This is a genomic window from Caulobacter sp. 05T431, assembly GCF_056665975.1.
Genome location: NZ_JBFTKU010000003.1, coordinates 168,775 through 191,191 on the forward strand (window position 1 = coordinate 168,775; position 22,417 = coordinate 191,191).

General features: G+C 70.6%; 23 protein-coding genes. 14 read left to right on the forward strand and 9 right to left on the reverse strand.

Annotation, left to right across the window (positions count from 1 at the left end):
* Nucleotides 1-90: 90 nt before the first annotated feature.
* The 3 genes from AC1U89_RS04720 to AC1U89_RS04730 are packed head-to-tail and all read right to left on the reverse strand — an operon-like array spanning nucleotide 91 to nucleotide 1,942.
* Nucleotides 91-1,002, reverse strand: a complete 912-nt coding sequence (locus AC1U89_RS04720) for an acyl-CoA desaturase (protein ID WP_479898580.1) — start codon at nucleotides 1,000-1,002, stop codon at nucleotides 91-93.
* Nucleotides 999-1,469 (reverse strand): hypothetical protein, encoded by a 471-nt coding sequence (locus tag AC1U89_RS04725; protein ID WP_479898581.1) that lies wholly within the window; start codon nucleotides 1,467-1,469, stop codon nucleotides 999-1,001. Before AC1U89_RS04725 ends, AC1U89_RS04720 begins: the two co-directional genes overlap by 4 nt.
* Nucleotides 1,466-1,942 carry a hypothetical protein gene (locus tag AC1U89_RS04730; protein ID WP_479898582.1) on the reverse strand — a complete coding sequence of 159 codons (477 nt, stop codon included), beginning with the start codon at nucleotides 1,940-1,942 and terminating at the stop codon, nucleotides 1,466-1,468. Before AC1U89_RS04730 ends, AC1U89_RS04725 begins: the two co-directional genes overlap by 4 nt.
* 88 nt (nucleotides 1,943-2,030) lie before the next feature.
* Between AC1U89_RS04730 and AC1U89_RS04735 the strand changes: the two genes are divergently transcribed.
* The 7 genes from AC1U89_RS04735 to AC1U89_RS04765 all read left to right on the forward strand — a co-directional run bounded on the left by AC1U89_RS04735 (nucleotide 2,031) and on the right by AC1U89_RS04765 (nucleotide 7,724).
* Nucleotides 2,031-2,342, forward strand: a complete 312-nt coding sequence (locus AC1U89_RS04735; protein ID WP_479898583.1) for a metalloregulator ArsR/SmtB family transcription factor — start codon at nucleotides 2,031-2,033, stop codon at nucleotides 2,340-2,342.
* A gap of 48 nt (nucleotides 2,343-2,390) precedes the next feature.
* Nucleotides 2,391-2,999 carry an N-acetyltransferase family protein gene (locus AC1U89_RS04740; RefSeq protein ID WP_479898584.1) on the forward strand — a complete coding sequence of 203 codons (609 nt, stop codon included), beginning with the start codon at nucleotides 2,391-2,393 and terminating at the stop codon, nucleotides 2,997-2,999.
* Between the two features lie 61 nt (nucleotides 3,000-3,060).
* The gene (locus AC1U89_RS04745; protein ID WP_479898585.1) at nucleotides 3,061-4,440 is read left to right on the forward strand and encodes a M20/M25/M40 family metallo-hydrolase; all 1,380 of its coding nucleotides are present in this window, start codon (nucleotides 3,061-3,063) and stop codon (nucleotides 4,438-4,440) included.
* A gap of 46 nt (nucleotides 4,441-4,486) precedes the next feature.
* Nucleotides 4,487-4,714 carry a hypothetical protein gene (locus AC1U89_RS04750; RefSeq protein ID WP_479898586.1) on the forward strand — a complete coding sequence of 76 codons (228 nt, stop codon included), beginning with the start codon at nucleotides 4,487-4,489 and terminating at the stop codon, nucleotides 4,712-4,714.
* Between the two features lie 692 nt (nucleotides 4,715-5,406).
* Entirely contained in the window at nucleotides 5,407-6,213 is an 807-nt protein-coding gene (thiD, locus tag AC1U89_RS04755; protein WP_479898587.1) for a bifunctional hydroxymethylpyrimidine kinase/phosphomethylpyrimidine kinase, read from the forward strand.
* Nucleotides 6,210-6,794, forward strand: coding sequence for a nucleotidyltransferase family protein (locus AC1U89_RS04760; protein ID WP_479898588.1), 585 nt, complete (start codon nucleotides 6,210-6,212; stop codon nucleotides 6,792-6,794). Before thiD ends, AC1U89_RS04760 begins: the two co-directional genes overlap by 4 nt.
* An 84-nt stretch (nucleotides 6,795-6,878) precedes the next feature.
* A complete protein-coding gene (locus tag AC1U89_RS04765; protein WP_479898589.1) occupies nucleotides 6,879-7,724 on the forward strand; it encodes a PhzF family phenazine biosynthesis protein in 846 nt (281 codons plus the stop codon).
* 11 nt (nucleotides 7,725-7,735) lie between these two features.
* Here AC1U89_RS04765 and AC1U89_RS04770 read toward each other — a convergent pair whose 3' ends face one another.
* On the reverse strand, nucleotides 7,736-8,113 hold the full coding sequence (locus AC1U89_RS04770; RefSeq protein WP_479898590.1) for a hypothetical protein: 378 nt from the start codon (nucleotides 8,111-8,113) through the stop codon (nucleotides 7,736-7,738).
* A gap of 143 nt (nucleotides 8,114-8,256) precedes the next feature.
* Entirely contained in the window at nucleotides 8,257-10,140 is a 1,884-nt protein-coding gene (locus AC1U89_RS04775; protein WP_479898591.1) for an ATP-binding protein, read from the reverse strand.
* A 243-nt stretch (nucleotides 10,141-10,383) separates the two neighbouring features.
* On the opposite strand from AC1U89_RS04775, the gene AC1U89_RS04780 reads away from it, so the two are divergent.
* From AC1U89_RS04780 to AC1U89_RS04800, 5 genes are all read left to right on the forward strand, one after another.
* Nucleotides 10,384-10,650, forward strand: a complete 267-nt coding sequence (locus AC1U89_RS04780) for a hypothetical protein (protein ID WP_479898592.1) — start codon at nucleotides 10,384-10,386, stop codon at nucleotides 10,648-10,650.
* 156 nt (nucleotides 10,651-10,806) lie between these two features.
* Nucleotides 10,807-11,133 carry a hypothetical protein gene (locus tag AC1U89_RS04785; protein ID WP_479898593.1) on the forward strand — a complete coding sequence of 109 codons (327 nt, stop codon included), beginning with the start codon at nucleotides 10,807-10,809 and terminating at the stop codon, nucleotides 11,131-11,133.
* A gap of 151 nt (nucleotides 11,134-11,284) precedes the next feature.
* Complete coding sequence (locus tag AC1U89_RS04790; protein WP_029907234.1) at nucleotides 11,285-12,460, forward strand: phosphoserine transaminase; 1,176 nt, start codon at nucleotides 11,285-11,287, stop codon at nucleotides 12,458-12,460.
* Nucleotides 12,461-12,574: 114 nt separating this feature from the next.
* Nucleotides 12,575-14,155, forward strand: coding sequence for a phosphoglycerate dehydrogenase (gene serA / locus AC1U89_RS04795; protein ID WP_479898594.1), 1,581 nt, complete (start codon nucleotides 12,575-12,577; stop codon nucleotides 14,153-14,155).
* A 290-nt stretch (nucleotides 14,156-14,445) separates the two neighbouring features.
* Nucleotides 14,446-14,811, forward strand: a complete 366-nt coding sequence (locus tag AC1U89_RS04800) for a VanZ family protein (protein ID WP_479898595.1) — start codon at nucleotides 14,446-14,448, stop codon at nucleotides 14,809-14,811.
* Between the two features lie 149 nt (nucleotides 14,812-14,960).
* Here the strand turns inward: AC1U89_RS04800 and AC1U89_RS04805 are convergent, their stop codons facing one another.
* Genes AC1U89_RS04805 through AC1U89_RS04820 form a run of 4 tightly spaced genes read right to left on the reverse strand, consistent with a single transcriptional unit; the run spans nucleotide 14,961 to nucleotide 20,020 of the window.
* Entirely contained in the window at nucleotides 14,961-15,722 is a 762-nt protein-coding gene (locus tag AC1U89_RS04805; RefSeq protein ID WP_479898596.1) for a crotonase/enoyl-CoA hydratase family protein, read from the reverse strand.
* A gap of 2 nt (nucleotides 15,723-15,724) precedes the next feature.
* Entirely contained in the window at nucleotides 15,725-16,237 is a 513-nt protein-coding gene (gene mug / locus AC1U89_RS04810; protein ID WP_479898597.1) for a G/U mismatch-specific DNA glycosylase, read from the reverse strand.
* Nucleotides 16,230-16,823 carry a DNA-3-methyladenine glycosylase gene (locus AC1U89_RS04815; protein ID WP_479898598.1) on the reverse strand — a complete coding sequence of 198 codons (594 nt, stop codon included), beginning with the start codon at nucleotides 16,821-16,823 and terminating at the stop codon, nucleotides 16,230-16,232. Before AC1U89_RS04815 ends, mug begins: the two co-directional genes overlap by 8 nt.
* Complete coding sequence (locus AC1U89_RS04820; protein ID WP_479898655.1) at nucleotides 16,820-20,020, reverse strand: acetyl-CoA carboxylase family protein; 3,201 nt, start codon at nucleotides 20,018-20,020, stop codon at nucleotides 16,820-16,822. Before AC1U89_RS04820 ends, AC1U89_RS04815 begins: the two co-directional genes overlap by 4 nt.
* A gap of 120 nt (nucleotides 20,021-20,140) precedes the next feature.
* On the opposite strand from AC1U89_RS04820, the gene AC1U89_RS04825 reads away from it, so the two are divergent.
* Together AC1U89_RS04825 and AC1U89_RS04830 are read left to right on the forward strand one after the other, a co-directional pair.
* Complete coding sequence (locus AC1U89_RS04825; protein WP_479898599.1) at nucleotides 20,141-20,920, forward strand: ImuA family protein; 780 nt, start codon at nucleotides 20,141-20,143, stop codon at nucleotides 20,918-20,920.
* Nucleotides 20,835-22,415, forward strand: coding sequence for a Y-family DNA polymerase (locus AC1U89_RS04830; RefSeq protein ID WP_479898600.1), 1,581 nt, complete (start codon nucleotides 20,835-20,837; stop codon nucleotides 22,413-22,415). The genes AC1U89_RS04825 and AC1U89_RS04830 overlap by 86 nt, the downstream gene beginning before the upstream one ends.
* Nucleotides 22,416-22,417 lie beyond the last annotated feature (2 nt).

Below are 22,417 nucleotides of genomic sequence, written 5' to 3' on the forward strand. Positions count from 1 at the left end.
CGCTGGACGAGATTTCTCACCATTCGCCAACCTAACACCGCAGCTTGAACGTCCGCAAACCACCCTGGCGCCGTTTCACGACGCCGGCGTCTAGACCCGCGCCAGCCCCGCCCGCTGCGGCAGGGTGTCCGGCGTCCGCACGTCCCAAGCCAGGCCCAGGCGCTCCAGCAGGCGGATGAAGGCGAAACCCCAGTCGGCCTGTCCGGGATAGAGCCCCAGCTTGGCCGAGCCCGGCCAGGCGTGGTGGTTGTTGTGCCAGGCCTCGCCCATCGTCGGGATCGCCGCCCAGGGCACGTCGTGGGCCTGGACGCCCGAGGCGGTCACCAGCCAGCGCTGCGGTCCGGTCGTATGCGCCATGCGGCCGACGTACCAGTGGCCGGTCACCGACACGCAGACCCGCGCGCAGACGCCCCACAGCAGCCAGGACCAGCCGCCCAGCGCGAACAGGGCGATCGCCACGGGCAGCTGCTGCAGCATCCAGGTGCGCTCCAGGAAGCGGTAGAACCGGTCGTCGGCGATCCGGGCCGGGATCGCCTGGCGGGGCGGGCGCGTCAGCACCAGTCGGCCGTGCAGGTTCCAGGCGTAGTCGGTCCAGAAACCGGCGCGGTTGGCGAGGTAGGGATGGCAGGCCGGCTGGCGCTGGCCCCAGTCGCGCAGGTCGTGGGCGGCGATCATCGCCAGCGGCCCGCTCATGCCCACCAGCGTGCCCAGCCACATCATCAGGCGGTCCAGCCACCGGGGGCTCTGGAAGCTGCCGTGGATCAGCCGCCGGTGGAAGCCGACCGAGTGGCCGACCAGCAGGGTGGCGCCGGTCAGGACCACGAACACGCCGAGCCCGCTCCAGCTGAAGACGAAAGGCGCGGCCAGGGCCCCGGCCAGCATGACGCCTTGCCAGAGCGAGGCCGCCGGCGCCCAGACCACCCGGCCCGTGACGGCGTCGCCGCCCGCGTCTTCGGCGATGGAATGGACGGCGTAGGGATCGTCATGAGGGTGCGAACTCATCTGGCGGTTTCCTTTTCGTCCCGGCTCACCGCGACCACCACCCAACCGGCGACGGCGCCGCTCAGGCCGAGGACGACCGTCATGATCAGGAAGGGTTTGGGATCGTCGGCGGAGTGAAAGCCGAGGCCCTGGAGGAGCAGGCTGGACGCCATGAAGGTGGCCAGGCCGCCGAACGCCGCGCCCGCCCAGGGCGAGCGCCATCCCAGGGCCCACAGCATCCACCAGCCGGGTATGCCGATCATGATCAGGCCCATGGCCCATAGGGTCAGTGTGGAGACAAAGACCGTGAGCATGATCAGAGCCGCGCCGACAACCGCCTGTCCGAGAGTCTCCACTTGCGTGGTGGCGAGACCCCCGATCGCGATCGCCGCGCCCGGAAGGCCGGCCCCCGTCAGCGCGCCGGCGACCAGGCCCCGGATCGCGTTCCGCGGCGGCCAGACGGAGTCGTGGCGGGCCGTCGCGCTCATCGGTCGGCGCCTTGCGAGCCGTAGGCCGCTCGCGCCGCCACCCAGCCCACGACCGCGCCGATCAGGGCCAACACGCCGGCCATCGGCAGGAGCCCCCAGGGCTGGTCGGCCAGGCTTGGGTTGAGCCCCAGCCCGAGCATCCAGGACACGACAAGGGTCGCCACGCCGCCGAACCCCGCGCCAGCCCATCGTGAGCGCCATCCCAAGGCGTGCAATGCGGCCCATCCGGGCAGGCCGACCACGATCAGTCCGCCGGCCCAGACCGGAAGCGAGAACAGGAAAAACAGGAACGCGACCGCCACGCCGTTCCCGAACGCCTCGAAACCGCCCTGCATCAGGCTGGCGATCGACACCACGGCAACGACCAGAGCCGCGAGCGACCCTGATCCCGTGAAGGTTCCAGCGGCCAGGGCCCGGGCGACTCTTCCAGGCGACAAGGCGGAGGCGCGGCGAACGATCAGAGCGGCGTCCATGGCGATATCCTCGATTGAAGATAAGTTATTCCTTAAATACCTCATCGCTAATTTGCAAGCGATTAGCGAAGCGCTTAAATACCGTCCCATGCAGCGCGTGTTCGAAGCCCTCTCCTCGACGGTCCGCCGGAAGATCCTGGCCTATCTGGCCCATGCCGAACTGACGGCGGGGGACATCGCCTCGCGCTTTTCGATCTCCAAGCCGGCGGTGTCGCAGCACCTGTCGATCCTGGAGGCGGCGGGCCTGGTGCGCAGCGAGAAGCGCGGCCAGTTCGTGCACTACAGCCTGGTGCGCGACAGCCTGGTCAACACGCTGAACGACTTCGTCCAGGAGGTCTGCCCAGTGTCCAAGCCGCTGAAGACCGAGAGCGCCCGCCTGAAGGGCGAGCACGAGGCCTAGCCGCCCGCCGCGCCCATGCTAGCCTTCTCCCAAAAGGGGGAGGGGGCGATGCTGCGGATCGAACCGGCCGACGGGCTGCGCCAGGCGACGCCGGACGACTGGCAAACGCTGGGCGCCGTCACCGCCGAGGCCTTCGCCGAGGACCCCGTCGCCACCTGGACCTTCGACGGCAAGCCGTGCTTGACGCCGGTGTTCCAGCGCCTGGCGCGCGACGTCTACCTGCCGCGCGGGATCTGCCACCTGGCTGACGGCGACACGGGCGCGACCATGTGGCTGCCGCCGGGACCCAGCAAGGAACTGCCGCCGCTGTCGCTACTGGGCGCGGCGGCCCGGCTGCTGGTCGACGGCGGACCCAGGGCCATGAAGCGCGCCCTGGCCGTCGACGCCGAGATGGTGCGGCGCAAGCCCAAGACGCCGCACGTCTACCTGTTCTCCATCGGGGTGTTGGCCGAGGCGCGGGGCAAGGGGCTGGGGCGGCGGCTGCTGGCGCCGGTCCTGGCCGCCTGCGACGCGGCGGGCCTGCCGGCCTATCTGGAGAACAGCAACCCGGCCAACACCCCGCTCTACGAAGGGGCCGGCTTCCGCACGCTGGAGGTCTTCGCCCCCGCGCCCGGCGCCCCGCCCCTGGCCGCCATGTGGCGCGAGCCACGCGCCTGATCCCGGGCTCTTGCGTCACGCGGCGAAACCGCCAAGCTGCGCGACCTAGTCGGGAGACCCCATGCGTTCCGTTCTCATCGCCGCCGCCGTCGCGTTCGTCGCTCCCCTGGCCCTGGCCGGCTCCGCCCTAGCCGCCGAGCCGGCCCCAAAGCCGGCGAAGGTCCAGCCCGTCCTGAAGACGGTCGCCGCCGACGTCGACGCCAAAGCGCTGGAGGCCACGATCCGGTCGCTGGTGGGCTTCGGCACCCGCCACACACTGTCCGACACCACCTCGGATACCCGGGGCATCGGCGCCGCGCGGCGCTGGACGGCGGCGCGGTTCGCGGCGATCTCCAAGGACTGCGGCGGCTGCCTGACGGTCGATACGCCCAGCAAGACCTTCACCGGCAAGCGCGCCCCGAACGGCGTCGAGATCGTCGACGTGCTGGGCATCCAACGCGGGACCACCGATCCGGACCGGGTGGTGATCATCGCCGGCCACATCGACAGCCGGGTCAACGACGTGATGGACGCGACGACCGATGCGCCGGGCGCCAATGACGACGGCTCGGGCGTGGCGGCGGTGCTGGAGGCGGCGCGGGTGCTGTCCAAGCACAGGTTCCCGGCCACCATCGTCTATGCGGTGCTGTCGGGCGAGGAGCAGGGCCTGTTCGGCGGCCAGCTGCTGGCCCAGACCGCCAAGGACAAGGGCTGGAAGGTCGAGGCCGACCTCAACAACGACATTGTCGGCAATGTCSACGGCATCGGCGGCGTGGTCGACCGCACCCACGTGCGGGTGTTCTCGGAAGGCACCAAGGCGGTCGAGACGCCCGAGCAGGCCAACGCCCGGCGCTATAACGGCGGCGAGGTCGACAGCCCCTCGCGCAACCTGGCCCGGTTCATGGACGGCCTGGCCGACCGCTATGTGAAGGGCCTGGACGTGACGATGGTCTACCGCACCGACCGCTACGGCCGGGGCGGCGACCAGGTGCCGGTGCTGGAGGCCGGCTATCCGGCCGTGCGGGTCACCGAGGCGGCCGAACACTACGACCGTCAGCACCAGACCGTCCGTACCGAGAACGGCCGGGCCTATGGCGACGTGGTCGAGGGCGTGGACTTCCCCTACCTGGCCCAGGTGACGCGGCTGAACGCCGTGACCCTGGCCGCCCTGGCCTCGGCCCCGGCCCCGCCGTCGGGCGTCAAGATCGAGGGCGCGGTCAGCGCCGACACCAAGGTCTCGTGGACGCCCGTCCCCGGCGCGACCGGCTACCGCGTCTGGTGGCGCGGCACGACCGAGCCGCAATGGAGTCACACACGGGCCGTGGGGGCGGAGAGTTCGACGACGCTGAAGACCGTGGTGATCGACGACTGGTTCTTCGGGGTGTCGTCGGTGAGCGCCGACGGCTGGGAGAGCCCGGTGGTGTTCCCCGGCGCGGCGGGGAGCTTCGAGAGCGTGAAGTAGAGACTCGAACAATGGGCGTTTTGAATGAACAAGAGGGAGCGGCGTAATGCCTGAAGTCATCCTTGTGGTCGGGCAGGACTGGGCCAGCGGCGACGAATTGCCGGCGGCGGATCTTCCCGTCATGCCCCGGATTGGGGAAAAAATCGGCATTTCGGGAAAGGTCATGTCGGTGAAGGATGTGAAGCACGACCTGACGCAGGACGATCAAGGGAAAGCCGTGGTGCGGGTTCGGGTGTTGGCGAGTCCTTCGGAAACGCGGACCCTGTTGGGCTGACTGGCGCGGGTAAACGTCCATCCTCGGCGGATAGCGAATGAAGTTCAGCGATTTCAACACCCTGAACTTTCTCGACCGAACTTGTCCTCACCCTTCCAGGCGACCGTATCCTGATGTCACCTGAAGGCATGGGAAGGGCGTCCGGCCGGCGACCGAACGGCTTTTGGGGGTGGACGAGCGGGAAGCGCTCGCCGGTGGTCTTGGGTGACGCCTCGGGCGTCCTGGGCAGGTTTCCCTGAAACATCGGGACGAAACCCAGGCGGCGAGGGATCGGCGGATGCAACAGGCCTGGGCTGAAATCGCCCAGGCGGTCCGGGGTGCGCCAACACCCCGCCCGTCGGGGGCCTCCATCGGAGCCGGTTAAAAATCGGCGCCCCGAAGGCTTCCGGATAACGGCTCCACGCGAAGCGCCTGACTTCGTCGAAACGGTACATTCAACTGCAAATCATCCGGGCGAGGCCCGGGCGCTTCGCACCCTTCCCATCCGCTCACAGCCGCAGGCGTGGGATCACACCCACTTGCCCCCACCTGACCGCTTCGCGGTCTATCCGCCCCCATAGGGGGCGGAGGAAAAAACGCGTGACCTCTTCCCCCCTATGGGGGAAGACGATCGCGAAGCGATCCGTAGGGGGCAAGTGGGTGAGCCACAAACCGCCTACCCCCCACCCCCGACTCCCCGCTAGAACCCCTCCATGACCAGCGCCCCCCACCAAGGCCGCGTGCTCGTCCTCGCCGGATCGGATTCCGGTGGCGGGGCGGGGATCCAGGCCGACATCAAGACCATCACCGCCTTGGGCGGCTACGCGGCCACGGCGATCACGGCGATCACCGTGCAGAACACCCTGGGGGTGACGGGCGTCCATCCGATCCCGCTGGAGATCGTCGAGGCGCAGGCCCGGGCCGTGCTGGACGACATCGGGGCCGACGCCTTCAAGACCGGCATGCTGGGCGACGCCGCCACGGTCGAGGTGGTGGCCCGGGTGCTGGGCAGCGCGAAAGCCGTCCCCGCCGTCATCGATCCGGTGATGATCGCCAAGGGCGGGGCCTCGCTGCTGGCCGAGGCGGCGATCGGGGCGCTGAAGAGCCTGCTGGTCCCGCGCGCCGCCTTGCTGACCCCCAACGCCCCTGAGGCCGCCGCCCTGACGGGCCTGACGGTCGAGACTACCGACGACCTGCGCCGGGCCGGCGAGGCTCTGCTGGAGCTGGGCGCCCACGCGGTGTTGATGAAGGGCGGGCATGTGGAGGGAGAGCGGGTCGTGGACCTGCTGATCACCCGTCAGGGCGAGACCGCCTTCGAGGGCGAGCGGATCCAGACCCGCCACACCCACGGCACCGGCTGCACCCTGGCCAGCGCGTGCGCCACGGGCCTGGCCCAGGGCCTGAGCCTGACCGAGTCTGTGGCCCGGGCCTGGAACTACGTCCACGAGGCCATGCTGCGCGCGCCGGGTTTCGGGGCGGGGCACGGTCCGCTGGATCATGGGTGGATGACCCGCAAATGAGCGAGCTGGAAGCCCGTCTCGTCGACATCGTCCGCGGCGTCCCCACGACGATGCAGGTTCTGCGCACGGCCCGCGACCTGGGCCTGCCCGACGCCATGGTGTTCTCCGGCGCGGTCTACCAGCCGGTCTGGAACCACCTGACGGGCCGGGCGCCGGACTACGGCATCAAGGACTACGACCTGGCCTATCACGACGCCTCCGACACCTCGTACGAGGCCGAGGACGTGGTCATCAAGCGTGTGGCCGCCGCGTTCGAGCCGCCGCTGCGTGACCTGGTCGAGGTGCGCAACCAGGCCCGGGTTCACCTGTGGTTCGAGAAGAAGTTCGGGGCCGACGAGCCCTATCCACCGCTGGCGTCCAGCGCCGACGCCCTGAAGCGCTTCGTGGCCACGGCCTTCTGCGTGGGCGTGCGGATGGAGGCCGACGACAGCCTGTCGGTGTTCGCGCCGTTCGGTCTGGACGACCTGTTCGCCCTGTACCTGCGGCCCAACCCGCTGCGGGTGAAGGGCGCCGGCGGCTGGGCGCGCACGACGGGCTCGGCCAAGGCGCGCTGGCCCGAGATCACGATCGAGGGGGAATAGCGGAGAACATTGTCCCGCGTGACAATGTTCGAATTGATCCGTGACGGGCCCCTGGCTAGGCGTGGCGTGAAGAGGAGCCTCGMCATGCGCCAGTGGACCGTCGACGCCTTCGCCTCGGGCCCGTTCAAGGGCAATCCGGCCTGCGTGGTCGAGCCGTTCGACGCCTGGCCCGACGCGGCGTGGATGCAGGCCCTGGCGGCCGAGAACAACCAGGCCGAGACCGCCTTCCTGCTGCGCACCGCCGATCCGGCGCGGTTCGGCCTGCGCTGGTTCACCCCCACCGTCGAGGCCCCGATCTGCGGCCACGCCACCCTGGCCAGCGCCCATGCGCTGTTCGAGGAGCTGGGCGTCGACGTCCCCCTGCTGACCTTCGACACCCTGGCGGGCGACCTGACCGTGCGTCGGGTCGGCGGCGTGCTGGGCGGGGAGGGGCTGGAGATGGACTTCCCGGCCGACCCGCCGCGCCGGGTCGAGGCGGGGCCCGACCTGGCCCGCGCGCTGGGCGCCGAGCCGCTGGAGGTCTGGGCGGGGCAGTACCTGCTGGCCGTGGTCGCCGACGAGGCGACGGTGCGGGGGTTGGCGCCGGACCTGGCGCTGCTGAACACGGTCGGGGGCGGGCTGGCCAAGGGCGGGGCGGGACAGGTGATCGTCGCCGCGACGGCCGATGCGGGCCGCGACTACGCCGTGGTCAGCCGGTTCTTCGCGCCGGGCTGCGGCATCCCCGAGGACCCGACCACGGGCTCGGCCCACTGCATCCTCATGCCGTTCTATGGCGAGCGGCTGGGCGCGGACACCCTTCGTTTCCACCAGGCCTGTCCGGGCCGGGGCGGGGACCTGGAATGCGAAAACCGCGGCGCGCGCGTTCTGTTGCGCGGCCGCGGCTTCACGATGGTGGAGAGCCGGTTGAGGGTGGGACCGGCTCACCGTTAGCCCTCACGGGCTTAGTAGCGACGGCCGTAACGGTCGCCGTCGTGGCGCTCGTAGCGGATCTGGGCGCTGATGCGGTCATAGCGACGATCCAGGTCGGCGCGTTCCCAACCGCTCAGGCCGCCGCGACGATAGCGGCTTTCCAGACGGGCGGTTTCACGCAGGTCGCCCTTCAGGCGCCAGGCTTCGTTGCGGGTCAGGCCGCCGCTGCGGATGCCCATGTCGATGCGCTGGTCGAGGCGGGCGACGCGATCGCCGCCGACGTCTTGATAGCCACGGTCGTAGCCGCGGTCATAACCACGGTCGTAGCCGTAGGCCTGGGCCGAGGCGACAGCGGGGACGGCGGCGGCAATAGCCGAGACCGCGGCGATCGAAAGCAGGATCTTCTTCATCGGTACGGTTCCTCTTGAACATTTCCGACGCCCGACGGGACGACGTTGATGACAAGAGACCACACCCAGCCTGAAGCGGTTCTGAGCCGCTCGTTATGTTCTGTTCAGGTACCTGAACACCCCAAACGGCGGGATGAGCGGTTCTAAGCCGCCGCCGTCTTCGCGCCGTCGCGCCGGGCGATGGCCACGGCCGTTTCGATGGCGTYGTACAGCTTGGTGACCTCGATCGGCTTGGCGACGTGGCCGTCCATGCCGGCGGCCATGTAGCCCTCGACCTGGTGGACCAGGGCGTTGGCGGTGACGGCGACGATCGGGATGCGCTTGCGGCTCTCGCTGACTTCCAGCGCGCGGATGGTGCGGGCCGCCTCGACGCCGTCCATCACCGGCATGTGGATGTCCATCAGGACGATGTCGTGGCCGCCGCGCTTCCAGGCCTCGACGCAGGCCGCGCCGTCGGCCACCAGCTCGACCTCGGCGCCCAGCGGGGCCAGGACGGCGGCGATGACCTTCTGGTTGGTCGGATTGTCGTCGGCGGCCAGCACCCGCAGGCGGCGCTCGGATTCGATCGGCGGCGGGGCCGCCTCGACTTGGGCCGGCACGGTGGCCTCGCCGCGCGGCATGGCCMCCACGACGGTGAAGGTCGAGCCCTGGCCCTCGCGGCTCTGCACATGGACGCCGCCGCCCATCAGGGTGGCCAGCTCGTTGCAGATCGACAGGCCCAGGCCTGAGCCGCCGAACCGGCGGGTGGTCGAACTGTCGGCCTGGACGAACTTGTCGAACAGGCGGGGCAGGGTCTCGGCGTCGATGCCGATGCCGGTGTCGACCACGTCGACGCGCAGGCCGCTGCCGTCGTCGGCCGAGGCGAAGCGCACCGAGACGCTGCCTTCCAGCGTGAACTTCAGGGCGTTGGAGACCAGGTTGCCCAGGATCTGGCGCAGGCGGTCGGCGTCGCCGCGCCACGAGCCCAGCGCTTCAGGCGCGACGAAGACGCCGAACTCCAGGTTCTTGGCCCGGGCCTGGGTCGTGTAGGACTCGCGGACCGACAGGGCCAGGCTGGCCAGGTCGAAGTCGCGCTCCACCAGGTCCAGGCGCCCGGCCTCGATCTTCGACAGGTCCAGCACGTCGTTGAGCACCGACAGCAGCAGGCCGCCGGACTCGCGGATCACCGACAGGCGCTCGCGCTGGGCGGGGCTGAGCTCGCCCATGGCCATCACCTCGGTCATGGCCAGCACCCCGTTCAGCGGGGTGCGGATCTCGTGGCTCATATTGGCCAGGAAGTGCGACTTCAGGACGTTGGCGGCGTTGGCGTCGTCGCGCGCCTTGACCAGCTCGGCCATGGCGCCGCGCAGGTCGTGGTCGTTGATCTCCAGTCGCGAGACCAGATGGTTGAAGCTGTCGGTCAGGCTCTGGAAGACGTCGTCGTCGGCGGCCTGCTCCACCGGCTTGAACTGGCCGTTGGCGGCGACCTCGCGCATGGCGTTGGACAGGCGCTCCATCGGCTTGGTCATGCGGCGGGCCAGGCCGTTGGCCAGCAGGATCGCCAGGCCGGCCGAGCCGAAGAACAGGGTGCCGGTCAGGGCCAGGTCGCGGGCGACGATGTCGGTCAGGCTGGGACGGCGGGCCGCCAGGGACAGGGTGCCCACCCGCCGGTCGCCCAGCTTGATCGGGCGGACCAGGGTGTCGACCTCGGCGTCCTTGGCCACACCGACCTGGGCGACCACCTGGCCCCGCAGATCGGTCAGCTGCACGGACACCACGTTGGGGGCCTTGGCCACCGCCTCGAGGGCGCGATAGGCGCCGACCATGTTGTGGTCGGCCATCGGCCCGGCGGCGCCGGCCGCCACCATCTGGGCCAGGATCTCGTGGTTGGCCTGGGATTCCTGACGGGCGACGCTCCACTGCTGGAGCATGAAGCACAGGCACGCCGCTAGGAGCGCGGCCACCGTGGTGGTCAGCGCGACAGCCGCGATTCGCGCCTGCAAGGGCGCGTGCGTCGCGGCTCCAGAGCTGCGGCTCTCGTCGATCATTTCCCGTCCCAGGAGAATCCTAGAGGTCCACCCTCGCCCAATCTTCCTAACGCTTCGCTTCCAAAATACCGCGCTCGCCGTACAAAACAACGTTAACGCGCATTTCTCATTGCGTTCTTCTTAACTTTTCGTTTACCTCTTCCCTTAGTCTTTCATTAAGGAGATGGGGCGTTGGAAAAGGTTTTCGTCGTCAAACGGGTTGCCGCGAAGCTGCATGGCAGCGAAGCCGCTATTGACACCGCCATGGTTCAAGTCGCCGACCTGATGGCCGACATGGTCCAGGCCCGGAAGGATCTGAAGGTGTCGGCGACGGTCGCGTCGGGCGCCACCGACAAGGTCATGGCCGCCCTCGCCGCCCTGGCCGAAGCCCGCACCGTGATGGTCGCGGCCCACGCCGAACTGGATGAAGCCCGCCTTCGCCTGGGCGTCCGCACCAAGATGATGGGCTGGGATCCGAAGGACAGCTCGCTCAAGACCGAGGAAGAAGAGCGCCTGGCCGAAGCCAGCTAAGCAATATTGCAAGAGTTTAATCCCTAGGGTCTCTAATTCGGGTTAGAGACTCTAGGGATGCACAGCCAACTCGCGCCTCTTATGGGATGGATCGCCACACTTCTGGTGTGCGGTTTGGCGTGGGTGCGCGGCGGGCCCGCGGAGCGTTGGGGCAGCGTGATCGTGCTGGCCGGCTCCGTCGTCTACCTGCTGATCCTGCTGTTCCTTCCCCCATCCTCGCAGTCCGTGGTCAACCTGCTCTGCGAAGGGATCTACGGCTTCAGCTTCCTGATGCTGGCCATGCGCTACACCAGTCCCTGGCTGGGCGGCGCGATGCTGCTGCAGGCGATCCAGTTCAGCCTGCACGCCTACTACCTCGTCGGCGAACGCCCGCACGACTACACCTATGGCCTGGTCAATAACCTCAACTCCATCGGCGTGCTGATCTGCATCCTGCTGGGCATCGCCGCCAATTGGCGGCGGCGGGCCACCGCCCGGAAATAGTTTCGCTAGAAAATAATTTCCCTGGGCGGACGATTTGTCCGCCACGCGGCAAAATCTCTCCTTGCCTTCGTCGACGAAACGGGGTTTCTCGCCGGCGGGCCACATCCCCCCAACGGGATGCAGTCCATCTGTAAGGATGGGAGACATCGCTATGACCACGACCCTCGCCAAGCCGGCGATCCGCCCGGCTCGTCCCGAGTTCTCTTCCGGCCCCTGCGCCAAGCGCCCCGGCTGGACCCCCGAAAATCTCAGAAACGCCGTCCTGGGCCGGTCGCACCGCTCCAAGCTGGGCAAGGGCCGCCTGAAGGCCGCCATCGACCAGACGCGCGAAGTCCTGGAAGTCCCCGCCGACTTCCTGATCGGCATCGTCGCCGGTTCGGACACCGGCGCCGTCGAAATGGCGATGTGGTCGATGCTGGGCGCCAAGCCCGTGCAGCTGCTGGCCTTCGAGTCCTTCGGCAAGGACTGGGTCACCGACGTGACCAAGCAACTGAAGCTGCCGAACGTGGAAGTGCTCGACGCGCCCTACGGCCAGCTGCCCGACACCTCCAAGGTCGATCCGGCCAAGGACCTGGTCTTCACCTGGAACGGCACCACCTCGGGCGTCCGCGTCCCGAACGCCGACTTCATCAGCGCCGACCGCGAAGGCATCACCATCTGCGACGCCACCAGCGCCGCCTTCGCCCAGGACCTGGACTGGACCAAGCTCGATGTCGTGACCTTCTCCTGGCAGAAGGCGCTGGGCGGCGAGGGCGCGCACGGGATCCTGATCCTGTCGCCGCGCGCGGTGGCCCGCCTGGAGAGCTACACCCCCGCCTGGCCGATGCCGAAGCTGTTCCGCATGACCAAGGGCGGCAAGATCGCGGCCGACATCTTCGAGGGCGCGACGATCAACACGCCGTCGATGCTGTGCGTCGAGGACGCCCTGGACGCCCTGAAGTGGGCCTCGTCCATCGGCGGCCTGGAAGCCATGCAGGCCCGCGCCGACCAGAACCTGGCCGTGCTGGCCGACTGGGTGGCCAAGACCCCGTGGGTCGAGTTCCTGGCGGCGACGCCTGAGATCCGGTCCAACACTTCGGTGTGCCTGAAGGTCGTCGATCCCAAGATCACGGCCCTGTCGGACGACGCCCAGGCCGACTTCGCCAAGAAGCTGGCTTCGCTGCTCGAGAAGGAGGGCGCGGCCCTCGACATCGGCGGCTATCGCGACGCCCCGGCCGGCCTGCGCATCTGGTGCGGCGCCACCGTCGAGGCTTCGGACCTCGAGGCCCTGACGCCTTGGCTGGACTGGGCTTTCGCCTCCGTCTCGGCCGAACTGGCCGCCGCCTGATCCTGCGCCTTCCCTCCCCCTCGACGGGGGAGGGACCAGCGGCCCCGCCGCTCAAGCCAACACCCCCATTCCGTCCTTCCCGCAGCCGGAAGGCCCGAAAGCAAGAGAGCTCCCATGACCGCTCCCCGCGTCCTCATCGCTGACAAGCTCAGCCCCGCCGCCGTCGACATCTTCAAGAACCGCGGCCTGGACTTCGACATCAAGACCGGCCTGTCCAAGGACGAGCTGATCGCCGTGATCGGCGACTACGACGGCATCGCCATCCGCTCGGGCGCCAAGCTCGACAAGGACGTGATCGCCGCCGCCCATAAGCTGCGCGTCATCGCCCGCGCCGGCATCGGCGTCGACAACGTCGACATCCCGGCCGCCACCGCCAAGGGCATCGTGGTGATGAACACGCCCTTCGGCAACTCGATCACCACGGCCGAGCACGCCATCGCCATGATGTTCGCCCTGGCCCGCCAGCTGCCCCAAGCCGACGCCTCCACCCAGGCCGGCAAGTGGGAGAAGAACCGCTTCATGGGCGTGGAGCTGTTCGCCAAGACCCTGGGTCTGATCGGCGCCGGCAACATCGGCGGCATCGTCGCCGACCGGGCGCTGGGCCTGAAGATGAAGGTCGTGGCCTACGACCCCTTCCTGTCGCCGGAACGCGCCATCGAGATCGGCGTCGAGAAGGTCGAGCTGGAAGAGCTGCTGGCCCGCGCCGACGTCATCACCCTGCACACGCCGCTGACCGACAAGACCCGCAACATCCTGTCGGCCGAGAACCTGGCCAAGACCAAGAAGGGCGTGCTGATCGTCAACTGCGCCCGCGGCGGCCTGGTCGACGAGACGGCCCTGCGCAAGCTGCTGGACGACGGCCACGTGGGCGGCGCGGCCTTCGACGTGTTCGTCACCGAGCCGGCCAAGGAAAACCCGCTGTTCGGTTCGGACAAGGTCGTGGCCACCCCGCACCTGGGCGCCAGCACCAGCGAGGCCCAGGAGAATGTGGCCCTGCAGGTCGCCGAGCAGGTCAGCGACTACCTGCTGACCGGCGCGGTCACCAACGCCCTGAACAGCCCGTCGATCACGGCGGAAGAAGCCCCCAAGCTGAAGCCGTTCGTGGCCCTGGCCGAGAAGATCGGCGCCCTGGCCGGCCAGATKGTCGACTTCGGCATTTCGGCCATCGACATCGCCTTCGAGGGCGAGGTCTCCAAGCTGAACGTCAAGCCGATGAGCTCGGCCGCCCTGGCCGGGATCCTCAAGCCGATGCTGGCCGAGATCAACATGGTCTCCGCCCCGGCCGTGGCCAAGGAGCGCGGGATCACCGTCTCGGAGAGCCGCCAGGAGGTCAGCCCCACCTATGACAGCCTGATGCGCATCACCATCACCACCGAGAAGGGCAAGCGCGCCTTCGCCGGTACGGTGATCGCCGGCGCGCCGCGCATCGTCGAGGTCAAGGGCATGGAGCTGGACGCGGGCTTCTCGCCGGCCATGCTCTACATCAACAACCTGGACAAGCCGGGCTTCATCGGCGCCCTGGGCATGCTGCTGGGCGAGGCGGGCGTCAACATCGCCACCTTCAACCTGGGCCGCGTCTCGGCCGACGAGGACGCCATCGCCCTGGTCGGCGTCGACCAGGCCCCGGACGAGGCCCTGCTGGCCAAGATCCAGGCCCTGCCGCACGTCAAGGAAGCCCGCGCCCTGACGTTCTAGGATCGCTCTGCTCCTTCTCCCCTTGCGGGAGAAGGTGGCCTGCGTAGCAGGCCGGATGAGGGGTCTCTCAAAAGCTTAAGCCGCGTTCGATCGTTCGACTGGGCGCGGCTTTTGCGTTCGTGCGACCCCTCACCCGACGGTCCTGCGGACCGCCACCCTCTCCCGCAAGGGGAGAGGGAAGACGGTGCAGACCGCGTGCAGCCGGCGAGAGGATATGGCCGAGGCGTCGTCCCGCCATTTTCAAGCCTCACCGGAACGGCTAGGTGCGGGAGACCCAACCCGGAGCCTCGATGTCCATCCGCGCCCGCAAGATCAACCGCCTGGTCTTCATCGTCTTCCTGGCCGCCTCGGCCTACGCCCTGGCCCGGGCCCTGCTGCCCGACGACGACAGCATCGGCCTGATCCCGTGGGACAAGGCCAAGCACTTCATCGTCTTCTACGTGCTGAGCATCCTGGCCGCCCTGGCCCTGCCGCAGAGCCGGCTGCACCGCATCGGCCTGGTGATCCTGGCGTTCGGCGGCGGGATCGAGATCCTGCAGGGCTTCGTCGGCCGCGACGCCTCGTGGTTCGACCTGTTCGCCGACGCCTGCGGCATCAGCGCCGCCTTCGGACCGATGCTGGTCAGCCAGTGGTGGCGCGGCAAGGCGCGGTTCTAGATTTCACTTCCGCTCATCCCGGCGAATGCCGGGACCCAGATGGAATGGCGGTGAGGTTGACGCCACAAGCGCTGAGCCCTTCCAATCCACTACCCAGCTTTAGGATCTGGGTCCCGGCATTCGCCGGGATGAGCGGTTCTTGAGAGTTCTCAGAACTTCCCGCCGCGCCCCTCGCCGTCCTTGAACCGCGCGGCGCCGGCGCGGGCCTCACGGCGCAGCGGCTCCAGTCCGCCGATCCCTTCGGCCTTCAGGGCCTCCTCCAGCGAGGCGTCCCACTGGCCGAAGGCCGAGGCGCGGTCGGCGCGCAGGCAGACCTGCGGGAAGGCGGCGATCTGGGCGGCCAGGGTCTGGGCCGCCGTCAGCGCCTGACCCGCCGGGACCACGCGGTMGGCCAGGCCCCAGCTCAGCGCCTCGGCCGCCTCGACCGCGCGGCCCGTCAGGATCATGTCCAGCGCCCGGCCCTGGCCGACAATGCGGGGCAGCCGCACCGTGCCGCCGTCGATCAGCGGCACGCCCCAGCGCCGGCAGAACACCCCGAAGATCGCGGCTTCCGACGCCACCCGCAGATCGCACCACAGGGCCAGCTCCAGTCCGCCGGCCACCGCGTGGCCCTCGACGGCGGCGATCACCGGCTTGGACAAGAGCCGCCGCGTCGGCCCCATCGGACCCTCGCCGACCGGGTCGTAGCGCTCGCCCTCGCCGGAGGCGGCGACGGCCAGGTCGAACCCCGCGCAGAACGTCCCGCCCGCCCCGGTCAGCACGGCCACGGCGGCGACCTCGTCGGCCTCGAAGGCGTCGAAGGCGGCGCGCAGCTGCAGGGCCGCCTCGGGGTTCACTGCGTTGCGTTTCTCCGGGCGATTGATCGTGACGGTCCAGACCGGGCCGTCGGTGGCGACATCGACTTCGCTCATGTTCAGGCTCCTTCAGCCGCCAGGCGCAGCTCGCGATAGGCCGCCACCAGCGCGTCCTGGCTGAAGGCGAGGTTGCGGCCGCTGGGATTGGGCAGGACCCAGGCCACGGCGCCGCCGAAGGGCTCGGCTTGCCGTCCCCAGGACACGACCCGGCGATCCATTATGGCCGAATAGGCGGCCTTGCCCAGGAAGGCGACATGGCGCGGCGCCCACCGCCGGACCCAGGCCTCGAACCCGGCGGCGGCCTCCACGAACTCCGACCGCGCCAAGTCGTCGACGCCGGCCGTGGGCCGCTCGACCACGCTGGTGATCCCCAGGCCGTAGGCCAGCAGGCCGGCGTCGTTCTCCGCCGCGATCAGGTCCGGCGTGAACCCGGCCAGGTGCAGCACCCGCCAGAACCGGTTGCTCCGGCCGACGAAATGATGGCCCGAGGCGGCGGCCGACAATCCCGGGTTCAGCCCGCAGAACACGACCGACAAGCCGGGCGCGACGATGTCCGGAAGCGGCTTAGACATTGAGCGCCCTCGTCCCGCTGATGAACGGACTGCCGCGCACGTAGAAACGCAAGAGCCGGTCGGCATCCTTGGTGATGCCGATCCGGACGCTGAGCCCGATCTCGCCGGGATCGACCTCGTCGCGTCCCAGCCAGAGCGGGCCCTCCGCACACAGGTCGAGGCCGTCGGCCCAGGGGCCTATCTGCAAGGCCTGGCACAGCCGCCCCGGCCCCCGCGCCAGGTCGCGCGGCTTTTCGGTCCCGCGGTTGGCCTGCATCAGGGCGATCCCCTCCAGCGGCTCCAGCGCCCGGATCAGCACGCCGGCCCCGATCCCTTCGGCCTCGCTGGAGACGTTCAGCATCCAGGACGTGCCGTAGTTCAGATAGACATAGGCGTGGCCGCGCTCGAGGAACATGGGGCGGGTGCGGGGCGTCATGCCCCGGAAGGCGTGGCTGGCCGCGTCGCCCAGGACATAGGCCTCTGTCTCGACGATGCGGCCGCTGATGACGCCCTCGGCCGTCTCGCGCACCACCACCTTGCCGACCAGGAAGCGGGCCAGGGCGGCCGTGTCGACCGGCAGCTCGTCCCGGGTCAGCCGCGTGGTCACCAGCTGTCCACCCGCACCGCCCAGGGCCGCGTCACGCCCGCGGCCGCGTCCAGCCCACCCAGGATCCAGCGACGGGTGTCGGCCGGGTCGATCACGGCGTCGATCTCCAGGGCCGCGGCCATGCTGGTCGCCTTGCCGGCCGCATAGAGCTTGGCGACCAACTGGTCGTAGAGCGCCTTCTGGTTGGCCGGATCGGTCTCGGCCTCCAGTTCCTTGCRGTAGCCCAGCCGCACCGCGCCCTCCAGGCCCATGCCGCCGAACTCGCCGGTCGGCCAGGCGGCGATGAACAGCGGGGCGTGGAAGCTGCCGCCGGCCATGGCCTGGGCGCCCAGGCCGTAGCCCTTGCGGGTGACCACGGTCAGCAGCGGTGTGCGCAGCTTGGCGCCGGCGATGAACTGGCGGCTGACCCGCCGCACGGCGCCGGCGTCCTCGCTGTCGGGACCCACCATGAAGCCGGGGGTGTCGCACAGGCTGAGCACCGGCAGGCCGAAGGCGTCGCACAGCTGCAGGAACCGCGCGGCCTTCTCGGCTCCGTCGCCGTCGATCGCCCCGCCCAGGTGGCGCGGATCGTTGGCGATCAGCCCCAGGGGGCGGCCCTCGATCCGGACCAGGCCGGTGATCATCCCCGCCGCGAAGCCGCCGCGCAGCTCAAGGAACGAGCCGGTGTCGACCAGTCCGGCGATCAACGCCCGCACGTCATAGACCCGCAGGCGGTTCTCCGGCACGGCCTGGCGCAGCAGGCGCTGGTCGGGACAGGTCCAGTCCACCGTCGCGCCCTGGAAATAGGACAGGGCCTGCTTGGCCAAACGCGTGGCGTGGGCCTCGTCGTCGGCCAGGATGTCGATCACGCCGTTGGCCCACTGATGCGCCGCCGGGCCGATCTGCTCGGGCCGGAACACGCCCAGCCCGCCGCCCTCGATCATGGCCGGGCCGCCCATGCCCAGGTTCGAGTCCTTGGTGGCGATGATGATCTCCGACAGCCCGGCGATGGCGGCGTTGCCGGCGAAGCAGCGACCGGCGACGATGGCGATCTTGGGCACGACGCCGGACAGGGCCGCCAGGCTGCGGAAGGTCGGCACGTCCAGGCCCGCCACCGCCGTGGTGTCGGTGTCGCCCGGCCGTCCGCCGCCGCCCTCGGCGAACCAGACGATCGGCAGGCGCTGCTCTTCGGCCACGGCCAGCAGGCGGTCGGACTTGCGGTGGTTCATCGCCCCCTGCGTGCCGGCCAGCACGGTGAAGTCGTAGGCCAGGGCCGCGACCCGGGCCTTGTCCGGGGGGAACAGCGCGCCGTTGACGCTGCCCACGCCGGTGATCAGGCCATCGGCGGGCGTGGCGGCGATCAGGTCCTCGGTCGAGCGCCGGCGTTTCTGGGCGGCGATGGCCAGGGCGCCGTATTCCAGGAAGCTGCCCGGATCGACCAGGTCGTCGATGTTCTCGCGCGCGGTGCGGTGGCCGGTCTTGCGGCGCTTGGCCACCGCCTCGGGCCGGGCCTCGTCCAGGGTGAAGCGATGGCGGGCGATGACCTCGGCGTGGTCGGGGCGGATCGCGTCGGGATCGACGACTTCGGCCGCCAGGGCCTCATCGCCCTCGACCTCGGCGGGCTCCAGATAGAGCAGGGGCTGGCCCGGCCGCACCGGCTCGCCCGGCGAGACGGCGACCCGCACCACCCGGCCGCCGGTCTGCGCGTGGACCAGGTGCTCCATCTTCATGGCCTCCAGCACGGCCACCGCCTGGCCGGGGCGCACCAGGTCGCCCTCGGCCACCTCGACGACGCCGACCAGGGCCTGCAGCGGGGCGACGACCGCGCCCTCCTCGGCGCCGAAGGCGGGACCGGCGGCCGGCGCGCCGACGGCCTCGAACAGCCGCCCGGCCTCGCGGTCGATGAAGTCGGTGGTCGCCGTCCCGTCGATCGTGGCCGGCTCGGCCAGCAGCACGCGCAGCAGCGGGATGGTGGTGTCGACGCCCTCGATGCGGAACTCGGCCAGGGCCCGGGCCGCGCGTCCCGCCGCCTCGGCCGGCGTCCGGCCGCGCCCCACGACCTTGGCCAGCAGGCTGTCATAGGCGCCGGTGACGACCTGTCCCGCCGCGCCCGCCCCGTCGACCCGCACGCCGGGACCGCCCGGGGGCCGGTAGGCGGTGATCGTCCCGGTCGAGGGCTGGGGCGTCCCGTCGGCGGCTAGGGTCTCCAGATTGACCCGGCCCTCGATCGCATAGCCGTGGGCGGGTGGCGTCGTGGCCAGGCCGACGTCCGCCAGGCCGGCCCCGCCGGCCAGCTCGAACTGGGCGCGGACCAGATCGACGCCCGTGACCTCCTCGGTCACCGTGTGCTCGACCTGGAGCCGGGCGTTGACCTCGATGAAGGCGAACGCTCCATCGGCGCCGACCAGGAATTCCACCGTCGCCAGGGTGCGATAGCTGGCGCACAGGCGGACGGCGGCGTCGAACAGGGCGGCGCGGGTCGCGTCCGGCAGGTTCGGGGCGGGGGCGATCTCGACCAGCTTCTGGCGGCGGCGCTGCAGCGAGCAGTCGCGGTCGCCCACGGCCACCACCTGCAGCCCGTCGCCGGCCACCTGCACCTCGATGTGGCGGGCGCCGTCCATCAGCCGCTCGGCATAGAGCGCGCCGTCGCCGAACGCCGCCTGGGCCTCGCGGGCGCAGGCCTCGAAGGCGGCCTCGACCTCGCCGGCCTCGCGCACCGGGCGCATGCCGCGCCCGCCGCCGCCGGCCGCCGCCTTCAGCATCATTGGCCCGTGATGGGCGAAGAACCGCTGGGCGGCGGGCAGGTCCAGGGCGCCGGTCCCCTCGATCAGGGGCACGCCCTTGGCCAGGGCCAGGGAGCGGGCCAGGGCCTTGTCGCCGAAGGTCTCCAGATGGGCGGGGGAGGGGCCGACGAAGGTGATCCCCACCGCCGCGCAGGCCCGGGCCAGGGCCGGGTTCTCGGCCAGGAAGCCGTAGCCGGGGTGCAGGGCGTCGCAGCCGGCGGCCTGGGCGGCGCCCACCACGGCGGCGATGTCGAGATAGGCGCGCGGGCCGGCGCCGGGCAGGGCGGTCGCCGCATCGGCCGCCGTCACGTGCGGAGCGTCGGCCTTGTCGGTCGCGAACACCGCCACGCCGGCGATCCCCAGCTCCGCCGCCGCCCGGGCGATGCGGACGGCGATCTCGCCGCGATTGGCGATCAGTACGCGCTTGAAGGGCAGGGCGAAGGGCATGGGAACTCCCGGCGGCTTCATACGGCCGTTTGACGCACCATGACGGGCTCCGCTTGACTCTCCAACCCCGGAAGATCAGAACAAAAGTGGAACATTGGAGATGCGAGGATGGCCGGGGCGAAACCCGCCCTTTCGGCTTTGAGAGCCCAGATCGCCGCCCTGGAGGCGGGGACCCGGACTCCGCCTCCCGTCCTGCCGTTCGGCGATCCGCGCATCGACGGCTGTTTCCCGGCCGGCGGCCTGCAGCGCGGCGGCTGGCACGAGGTGGGCGGTTCGGGGCTGGAGGAGGAGACGGGCGCCGCGCCCGCCGCCTTCACCGCCCTGATGCTGCGCCCCTTGGCCGCCAAGGGGGCGGTGGTCTGGGTGATGCGGCGCGACGACCTGCACGCGCCGGGCCTGGTCAATCTGGGCTTCCCCGTCCAGCGCCTGATCCAGGTGCGGGCCCGCGACGAGGCCGAGGTGCTGGCGGTGCTGGAAGACGCCCTGGCCACGGTGGGCGTCGCCGCCGCGATCGGCGAGGCCGAAAGCCCCGACCTCAAGGCCGGCCGTCGCCTGCAGCTGGCCTGCGAGCGGCGCGGCGCGACGGGCGTGCTGCTGCGGCGACGGCCCTATGGCGGACCGGCGGGCARGGCGCGGGAGGTTTCCGGCGCGGCCGCCCAGACCCGCTGGCGCATCGCCGCCGCGCCCAGCCAGCCGCCGCCGGGCGAGCCGGGCCTGGGCCCGCCGCGCTGGCGCGCCGAACTCGAACGCTGCCGGGGCGGTCGTCCCGGCGCCTGGATCCTCGAACAAGCGGAGGCCCTTGATGGCCCGCATCCTTTCCGTCTGGTGTCGCAACTGGCCGATCACGACGTGGCGGCGGGTGAACCCGAACTTCGGCTCGTCGGCTGAAACCCCCTCCGGGGCTTTGGTGGCGGCGAAGCCGACGAAGGGGACTCCACCGCCCCCCGTCGCCCTGGTCGCCACCGAGGGCGGGACCCGCCGTCTGGCCGCCGTCGACGAGGCGGCCGCCTTGCTCGGCCTGCACGTCGGCCAGAAGGCCGCCGACGCCGCGGCCCTGGTCCCGGACCTGGTGACCGCCGACCACGACCCGGACGGCGACCGCGCGGCGCTGGAGATCCTGTGCGACTGGTGCGTGCGCTTCTCGCCCGCCGTGGCCATCGACGGCCTGGACGGCCTGTTCCTGGATGTCGAGGGCGTCTCGCACCTGTGGGGCGGCGAGGCCATGATGCTGGACGACCTGCTGGACCGCCTGGCCCGCTGGGGCGCGCCGGCCCGGGGCGCGATCGCCGACACCCCTGGCGCGGCATGGGCCCTGGCCCGCTACGCCCCCGACCGCACCATCGCCCCGCCCGGCGGCCAGGCTCCGCTGGTGGCGCTCTTGCCCGTCGCCGCCCTGCGCCTGGACGAGGCGGCCCAGGCCCAGCTGCCGCGCCTGGGGTTGTTCAGCGTCGGCCAGCTTCTGGCCCTGCCGCGCGCCCAGCTGGCCAAGCGCTTCGGCCTTTCCGCCGTGCTGCGCATCGACCAGGCCCTGGGCGCGGCCCGCGAGGCCCTGACCTTCCGTCGCCCCGCCACGCCCTGGTTCGACCGCCTGGCCTTCTTCGAGCCGATCAGCGCCCTGGAGGACCTGGAGCGGGTGACGTCCGACATCTGCGCCCTGCTGTGCGCGCGGCTGGAGGCCGAGGGCCAGGGCGCGCGGCGGTTCGAGCTGGTGTTCCACCGCCTGGACGGCAAGGACCAGCCGGTGCGCGTGGGCCTGTCGCGTCCGGGCCGCGACGCCGTGCGGATCGCCAAGCTGCTGAAGCCGAAGCTGGATGTGGTCGATCCCGGTTTCGGGATCGAGGTCGTCACCCTGTGGACCGACGACGTCGAGCCGTTGTCGACGGCGCAGCGCAGTCTCGACGCCGACGGCGGGGTCAGCCTGGAGGAGGGCCTGGCGCCGCTGATCGACCGGCTGATCAACCGCCTGGGCGAGGATCGGGTCTGGCGCGCCGACCCGCACCAGAGCCATGTGCCCGAGCGCTCGGTGGCGCGTCATGCGCCGCTGGAGTCCTTACCGGACGACGCCTGGGATCCCGACCGTCCCAGGCCCTCGCGCCTGCTGCGTCGACCCGAGGCGATCGAGGTGATGGCCAAGCTGCCCGACGATCCGCCGGTCCAGTTCCGCTGGCGCGGCAAGTCGCGCCGCGTGCGCCTGGCCGAGGGGCCCGAGCGGATCGGCCAGGAATGGTGGCGCAAGGCCTTCGACGAGATCGGCCCGGGCAAGGTGCGCGACTATTACCGGGTGGAGGACGAGGGCGGCGAGCGGTTCTGGATCTTCCGGGCGGGGCTGTACGGCGATGGGGAGAAGGCCCCGAAGTGGTGGTTGCATGGCTTGTTCGGGTAAGT